This window comes from Solimonas sp. SE-A11, assembly GCF_030345715.1.
In the GTDB taxonomy this organism is placed as follows: domain Bacteria; phylum Pseudomonadota; class Gammaproteobacteria; order Nevskiales; family Nevskiaceae; genus Solimonas_A.
The window spans coordinates 212,876-221,050 of sequence record NZ_JAUASX010000005.1; the positions used below are offsets into that span (position 1 = coordinate 212,876).

Sequence of the window (8,175 nt, forward strand, 5' to 3'; positions counted from 1 at the left end):
GACCCTTAGATGCAAGGGTGATCAGCCGAGCCCGAGTAGATCGTAGGACCGGTGCAGTGAGCATAGAGGTCTTTCTGGACAAGTAGGAATTGAGCGGCAGAGTTCGGGTACACCTCTGCCTGAGCCTTCTCCCAACCCCCGCCCCTGGCGGGGGTTTTTCGTTTCCGGGTCCCCCGGAATCTATCCAGCCCCCAGATCCCGCGCAGCCGCGTTTTGGCCTGGCGCCGCATTCGCGCATCGGGAGATAGTCGTGGCATAGATTAGGTGTCGCTCCCTGGAGGAAACATGGGCGACACCCTTACCCTTGCTTGCAGTCGAGCGGCCGCGCTCCCGCCGCCGCCTGGTCTGTTGCTTGCCGCCGCGCTTCCCGGCGCCGCGGCCTGCTATCCGGCCCCTGGTCGTGGCTTCCACCCTGACCCTTGCCCCGGCGTCCCGGCCTGGCTGGCTCGCTGGCGCTCGGAGCGGGTGGCCGTGGTGCAGGGCCTGGCCCGTCCCTTCGTTCCGGAAGCCAGCACACAGGCGGGCCCTCCGGGCCCACCTGGACTGGGTCAGGGGCGAAGCCCCCGACAGCCCCCCAGCCGGCCGGAGGCCGGCTAAAAGCGCATGGCCGCCGTGCGCGCCCACGTCCTCAAGCTCCGGCTTAGCGCCGAAGAGCTTGAGCGTGCGCGCGCCCGTGCCGGCGACGAGCCGCTGGCCGTCTGGCTGCGGCAGCTGGCGGTGGACGGCGAGGCCGTCGCCCCGCGCCGTCGCCTGGTCCGCGAGCGCCCGCTGCACCCGCAGGCCGCCGAGCTGACCCGCGCTGCCGTGCTCGCTGGCAACCAGCTGCGCCAGATCGCCGACGCCCTGGCAGATGCACCTGACTTGTACCCACAGCCAACCGAACTGCTCGCCGCCCTGGCCCGCATCGACGCCGCCTTGCGGCAAACCCTGGAGCTGACCGATGGGAACCCATAACGTTTTTGCACGCGGCAGCGGCGTGGCCTGGTACGGCCAGCTTTTCGTAGACATCCGAGTTGCCATAATTGATGGCAAAGACCGAGGTGTTTATGAGCAGCAATCGGCAGTACACGGATGAGTTCAAGAGCGAAGCGGTAAAGCAGGTGATCGAGCGCGGCTTCACGGTGGTGGACGTGGCCGCGCGGATCGGGGTTCCCAAGCACACCCTGTACGGCTGGGTGCAAAGCGCCAGGAAGGCCGCCGGTACCAGCCCGGCAGCGTTGCCGGCCGACGATTCGGCCGAGGTGCGCCGGCTCAAGGCCGAGCTCAAGCGGGTCACCGAAGAGCGCGACATCCTAAAAAAGCCGCCCCGGGTTCAAGGGGTCGTCGCAACGCGTGTTCGGCGTCGTGGTGCCGATAGTAGTTCATTGAGCGCCTCGGCCGGCGTCCTCCACTCAAGTGTCTTACGAGGCCTGTGATTCAAGGTGGCAGCGATCGCGTCGAGTTCGCGTGCCGAGTACCTGCCGATGTCAGTGCCTTTGGGAAAGTACTGACGTAGCAGTCCGTTAGTGTTCTCGTTGGTGCCGCGCTGCCAAGGACTGCGTGGATCGCAGAAGTAAATCGCCAGACCCGTTTCTACTCGCAGTTGTGCGTGTTGAGCCATCTCGGCTCCCTGACCCCAGGTCAGCGATTTGCGGAACTGCTCAGGTAGTGTGGTGATCTTTGAGGCGATAGCGTCTCGGACCGCTTCGGCTCCACGTCCGCCCAACGCCGGGCCGTTTTTCACGTAGGCTCCGCGGACGTGCTCTGCCATAGGTGGTAGGTGCAGCAGCATGGTGAATCGCGTGGTTCGTTCCACCAGCGTGCCAATCGCGGAGCTGTTCAGCCCAATGATCAGATCGCCTTCCCAATGGCCTGGTATTGCGCGGTCGGCAATCTCCGCCGGCCGCTCACCGATCATTACTTCGGGGGTGAGATAGTGCTTCCCGTGCTGCTGCCTCCTTGCGCGCGGGATCCGTAGCACGCGACCAGTGCGAACGCAGGCGGACAGCTCGCGTCGCAGGGCGCCTCTTCCTTGGACGTAGAGCGCCTGGTAGATGGCCTCATGAGATATTCGCATTGACGGATCATGCGGGAAATCGACACTCAACCTGCAGCTGATCTGTTCCGGGCTCCAACAATTCCCCCAGCGTCGGTCCGCTCTGCGACCGTGACGCCTGCCCGTCCATGGTACGATCGGCCCGGGAAGCGGTCTGCGCTTGTCGTTCACGATGGTGCCGGCGAGCCGATCCTGCACGTAGGCCCGCAGCTGGTCGTTGACGGCGAGCACGGCTGTCTTTGGACGCTTGGCAGCTCGTTCCGCCTTCCACTGCGCAACCGTTGCCCGATACCGCAATGTTCCGCCGCGCGTTTCCGCATTGCGCCGAAGCTCGCGGGAGATTGTCGACGGTGATCGGTCAAGACGGCGAGCAATCTCGCGAACTCCGAGTTCCTGGGCGGTCAACAGCGCGATCTCCTCTCGTTCTTCAAACGACAGGTAGCGCCCCGAATGTGGTGTGAGGCTGATGGGTGGCATCCCGCCAGGTTCGCGAAACCAGCGAGTGCCCACTGGCTGCGACACGCCGCTCGCCGCTGCCGCATCCTCGCTTGAGAAGCCCTCCGCGATGCGTTCCCAGAACGCGATCACGGCCTCCCGCTGAACCACGCGCGGTCGCCCTGTTCGCTCCGCTATCCAACCTCGTTGTCGTCCCACTCAACACCCCTCCTATGTCGGGGTGTTGCGATGACCGATTGAATCCGCCCAGTTCACCAGCAGCGACTGGCAATCGCTCCTGAAGGTGTACCGGATGCAGCCAAGCATGAGTCGTCGCGGGAACTGTCACGACAACGCCGTGGCCGAGAGCTTCTTCAGCGCATTGAAGAAGGAGCGGATCAAGCGGCGGATCTATCCGACACGGGCCGCAGCGACGTCAGACCTGTTCGACTACATCGTGATGTTCTACAACCCGATCCGTCGGCATGGTTCCGCTGGCGGTGTATCACCGGTAGAGTTTGAAAGGCGCTACGCGCTAACCGGCAACTAAGTGTCTAGGAAACTCTGGCCGTACCAGTTCCGGCCGGGCAAGACTACGTTAATCGTTTTCGGCCAGTTGGGGAAAGCTCTGCCCGTAGTGTCCTTTTCAACCTGATTCACTCGTCAGGTTTGGCTGTCGGAAGATTTTGTCCTCGGCTCAGGCGATAGCTGCGAACTCGCGCTTGCGCCGGCCACGCGAGATGAGATGAAATACAAGGTGCGGTTGCGCGGAGCGGCTTGCTGGCCGCGGCGCGAATTCAATACGGCCCGGACCATGGGAGGCGTTCTGCCTCTCTCGTGACAATTTGAGCCTAAATCAAAGTTGCAAATGACGGATATTCCTCTGGGGGGAATCGTGCGTAATCTCTGTGAGTCGCTGGTTCGGCTGTGCCTGTTCGTGCTTTTTGCATCGGTGATCACAGCCTGCGGTGGAGGCGGGGGAGGTAGCTCTCCGTCGTTGACCCGTATCGAAATCGAGCCGGCGACCCCATCTCTCGCTAAGGGCGTTTCCCAGCAGTTGACGGCACAGGCGATCTATTCCAACGGCACTAAGTCCGACGTCACGGACAAAGTAATTTGGCAGTCGCTGACCCCCTCCGTGGCGACGGTAGATGCCCTGACTATTAAAGGGCGCGTGCGCGGCTTGCAGGTGGGTACCGCTCGAATCAGCGCCTCCATGGACGGCGTGACTGGCGCCACGACGCTGACCGTGACCCCTGCCCAGGCCGTCCGCATCGACCTGACGCCGGCAAGTCTTTCGCTCGCCAAGGGTACTGAACAGGCGCTGGTGGCGACCGCCACATTCACCGATGACACCACCGCAAATGTCACTGTCGACGCGGCCTGGAGCTCCTCAGCACCTGCGACGGCGGCGGTCGGCAATAGTGGCGCCAGCAAGGGCCGCGTCTCCGGCCTGGCGGCAGGAACAGCCCGCGTGGACGTGGCTTTCCAGGGACGCAGCGCCTCCGCCGACATCACGGTTACACCGGCAGTGCTGCAGCGTGTGGACGTGGCGCCCGCTGCGCTAACACTAGCCAAGGGCAGCAGCCGTGCTCTCAAGGCAACGGCGATCTATTCCGATGCCACCACGGTTGACGTGACGGCCGATGCTTCCTGGACCTCATCTGCCGCCGCCAACGTGACAGTCGGTAATGAGACGGCAACCAAGGGCGTAGCGAAGGCCCTCGCCGTGGCTTCCGCTACCATTAGCGCTCAGTACATGGGCGTCACGGGCAATGCCAGCGTAACAGTGACCGCAGCGCAGGTTGTTCACGTCGAGATTTCGCCGACGGCAGCATCGATCGCGAAGGGCACCAGCCAGCCATTCCAGGCTGCCGCAGTTTTCACTGACGATACGGTTCAGGACGTGACTGCTTCGGCCGTCTGGGAGTCGTCTGCTCCGGCAGTAGCCACAATCAGCAATGCCGCCGGTTCCTCGGGCCGTGCTCAAGCCCAGTCGGTGGGGACCACCAATATCAAGGCCAGCTATCAGGGTAGCAGCGCGACCGTGCCGTTGCAGGTGACCCCCGCTACGGTTGTGCGCGTCGAGGTGACGCCAGCGGCCCCGTCGATCGCCAAAGGCCTGACCCGCCAATTCACGGCGACCGCGGTCTTCACCGACAACAGCAACCAGAACGTTACCAGCACGGCAACGTGGAGTTCATCGCTCACTTCCGTGGCCAGCGTCAGCAACGCCCCCGCCAGCAAGGGGCTTGCCGAAGCTCTGGCAGTTGGCAGCACCGACATTCGTGCCAGCTTCCAGGACGTGACAGGGCAGACCTCTCTGACGATCACGGCAGCGGCGATCACCCGTGTGGAGATCGCGCCGGTAGTCGCAACGCTGGCCAAGGGGACTTCGCGTCAGTTCACGGCCACGGCGGTGTATACCGATAACAGCACGCAGCCCGTCACCACGGGCGCGTGGACTTCTTCCGACACATCCGTTGCTACGGTCAGTAGTGCGGCAGGCAGTTCCGGGCTGGTTCAGGCGGTCAACGTCGGCCGGGCCGATATTTCCGTGGCGCACGCAGGCTTTACTGCGCAGGCGGCCCTGACCGTATCGCCCGCTACGCTAGTGCGCATCGACGTCACGCCGTCGCCTGCTCAACTGGCCAAGGGGCTTACGCAGCAGTTCGAGGCTACGGGTGTTTTCAGCGATACCACCACCCAAGACCTGACAGACGCCGCGGCGTGGGCCTCGGCCACCCCCGCAGTTGCCACGATTGGCAATACCGATGGCACCAAGGGCCTTGCCCAGGGCGTCGCGGTGGGCTCCAGCGAGATTTCGGCTACTTTCCAGGGAGTTGCGGGCAAGGCCGATCTTACGGTCACGCCGGCCGCGGTGGTCCGGATCGAGGTGGCACCGGCAACCGCATCGCTCGCCAAGGGCACCTTGCAGCAATTCACCGCCACGGCCGTATTCACCGATAACAGCACTCAACCAGTGACCGGTACGGCAACCTGGAGCTCGTCCAGCGCCAGCGTGGCCTCCGTCAGCAACGCCGCCGGCACAGCTGGCCTGGCGCAAGCGCTGCAGGTCGGTGAAGCGGAAATCAAGGCTGACTATTCCGGCTTCAGCGTCAAGGCGGCACTAACGGTGACACCTGCGCGGCTGTCCCGGATTGAGGTGACGCCGGCTTCGGCCGATATCCCGGTGGGGCGCACCCAACAGTTCGCGGCGACCGGCGTGTACAGCGACGCGACCACCCAGCCTCTGACTGAGAGCGTCGTGTGGACGTCTTCGGACGCCGCCGTACTGGAGATCGGCAACGCTGCAGGCTCCAAGGGCTTGGCTGCCGCCCGCGCTCTGGGCAGCGTCACCATCAAGGCCGCGGTGGATGGCGTAGAGGGGAGCACCCCCGCTACTGTCACACCGGCCGTCTTGAATTCCATCCAGATCAGTCCGGCCAACCCGCGGCTCGCAGTTGGTTTCGACCTCCCCCTGCAGGCCACTGGCCTGTTCTCGGACGGCACGCGTCGTGATGTCACGGCCGATGTGACCTGGAATACTGCCGATCCCAGCATCGCCACAATCGGCAACACTGCCGCGCTCAAGGGCGTGGCGCGGGGTGTTGCCGCCGGCACCACGGGCGTGTCGGCCACGCAGGGTGCGGTTTCGGCCTCCACCCTGCTGACGATTACTTCGGCCACCCTGGCGGCCATCGAAGTGGCGCCGGTCAACAAGTCGCTTCCGCTGGGGCTGAAACAGCAGTATGAAGCGGTGGGTCGCTTCTCTGATGGCAGCACGCAGAACCTCACCACCCAGGTGACTTGGTCCTCAAGCGATGCGGCGGTTGCTTCGATGAGCAACGCGGCTGGAAGTGCTGGCCTGGCCACCTCGGTCGCCAAGGGGACGGTAACCATCACCGCCACGCACGCAACCATTAACGGCAGCACGACCCTGACGGTGACTGACGCCGCCCTGGTCTCCATTGCGGTCACGCCGGCGGCGGCGGCCATCCCCAAGGGAACCACTCAGCAGTTCAAGGCCATGGGTAGCTTCACGGATAACAGCACTGTGGACATCACGACCACGGTTACCTGGAGTTCCTCGGAAGCCACCAGCGTCACTGTCAGCAATGCGGATGGGGAGCGCGGTCTCGCCAGCGGCCAGGCGGTGGGCACCGCGACGGTGTCTGCCAGTTCGGGCACCATCTCAGGCTCCACTTCGCTGGAAGTGACGCCGGCCGTCCTGCGCAAGATTGTGGTGACCCCGGACACCCAGGAATTGGCCAAGGGTCTCAAGCAACAATACCAGGCGACCGGTACGTATTCCGATTCGAGCGTTCGGAACCTCACCTCGGAAGTGACCTGGAGCAGCAGTGATCCCACCGTTGCAATCGTGGGCAACGGCGCAGTGGATGCCGGTCTGGCTTCCACCCTCAAGGTGGGTTCTGCCACCATTGAGGCTGTGCAGGGTGAAATCAGCGGTGCCGCCACGTTGACGGTGACCGCTGCCGTGATGGTGAGGATTTCAATCGAGCCCGAAAATCCGTCGGTAACCGCAGGCTTGTCTATCCAGTTGGCAGCGACCGGTCATTTCACCGACGGTAGCGCTCAGACCCTGACGCAGGATGTGACTTGGGAATCCACGACGCCGGCTGTTGCCGAGATCAGCAACGGCACTAACACCAAGGGCTTGGCCTTTGGCAAGGAGGCGGGGACCACGACGATTCGAGCCGTGCATGCCGCTTCTTCGCTGGTGGGCACCACGCCGCTATCGGTGGTTCCTGCGGCCCTAAGGAGCATCACCATTGCGCCGGTTTCTGCCAGCACGCCCATCGGCTTCGCACGGCAGTATCAGGCTTTCGGCCAGTTCTCCGACGGCGTGGAGCGCGAGGTCACTTCACAGGTGTCCTGGAGCACCGTGGATCCGGGCGTCATTGTCTTCGAGACGCGCGATGGCAGCGCAAATTGGGCCAAGGCAGTTTCGGCAGGGACCACTACCGTGATTGCCAATCTAAATGGCATTACAGGTACCGTGTCGGCGCGGGGAATTGCAGCCTCGCTCCAAAGCCTCACGGTCACACCGGCCAATGCCACGATTGCTCGGGGAGCAACGCTGCAGTTCAATGCTCAAGGCGTTTTCGAAGGCGGACTTTCCTTGCCGCTTACAACGCAGGTTACCTGGGCCTCGTCCAACACTCGTGCGGCCACCATCAGCAATGCGGAAGGCAGCCGAGGCTTGGCTACGGCCGGCACCCTGCTAGGGACGACAACGATCTCCGCAAGCGTCTCTGGTATCAGTGGATCGACTTCACTACGCCGCGTCGCTAACTGATCTAAGTGCTGTCCCGCCACCGCTGCTTTGCAGCGGTGGCGGGCTCTTGGAGCCCCACTTCCAGTGGGGCTTTTTTGTTTTTATCGATTTGGAACGGAATAGCTTTGCCTTGGCGACTGCTTAGAGTGCGCTGCCGTCGTCATTAAAGTTATTGCTTTCATATGTTTAACCCTCAGTACATATTTTCCCCTTAACGCTTTGCTGATTTCTTTGGATTAGCAATCAACGTGGCGAAATTCCGCCTGCTTGATGCCTTGCTTGTCTGGGGAAACACATGGTTGCAATCGTGGGCGGCGAAGGTCTGGGTCTGTTCAACACCTCGCTGAACCAGCTGAACGGTTTTGGCGCCAACGGATCGGGTCGCCTGGGCAATGGGAATGACCGT

At 63.2% G+C, this 8,175-nt stretch carries 3 protein-coding genes and 2 pseudogenes; 4 read left to right on the top strand and 1 reads right to left on the bottom strand.

Annotated features, from left to right (window positions below; all coding sequences use genetic code 11):
- Positions 1-612: 612 nt before the first annotated feature.
- Both QT386_RS08465 and QT386_RS08470 read left to right on the top strand, forming a co-directional pair.
- Positions 613-954, top strand: coding sequence for a hypothetical protein (locus QT386_RS08465; RefSeq protein ID WP_289273317.1), 342 nt, complete (start codon positions 613-615; stop codon positions 952-954).
- 92 nt (positions 955-1,046) lie between these two features.
- Positions 1,047-1,301, top strand: a pseudogene (locus tag QT386_RS08470) (transposase); the annotation flags it as partial.
- Between the two features lie 11 nt (positions 1,302-1,312).
- Here the strand turns inward: QT386_RS08470 and QT386_RS08475 are convergent.
- Positions 1,313-2,668 (bottom strand): IS30 family transposase, encoded by a 1,356-nt coding sequence (locus QT386_RS08475; protein ID WP_367401411.1) that lies wholly within the window; start codon positions 2,666-2,668, stop codon positions 1,313-1,315.
- A 61-nt stretch (positions 2,669-2,729) separates the two neighbouring features.
- Between QT386_RS08475 and QT386_RS08480 the strand changes: the two are divergent.
- Positions 2,730-3,020: pseudogene (locus QT386_RS08480) on the top strand (IS3 family transposase); the annotation flags it as partial.
- Positions 3,021-3,467: 447 nt separating this feature from the next.
- Positions 3,468-7,790, top strand: coding sequence for an Ig-like domain-containing protein (locus QT386_RS08485; RefSeq protein ID WP_289273318.1), 4,323 nt, complete (start codon positions 3,468-3,470; stop codon positions 7,788-7,790).
- Positions 7,791-8,175: the final 385 nt, after the last annotated feature.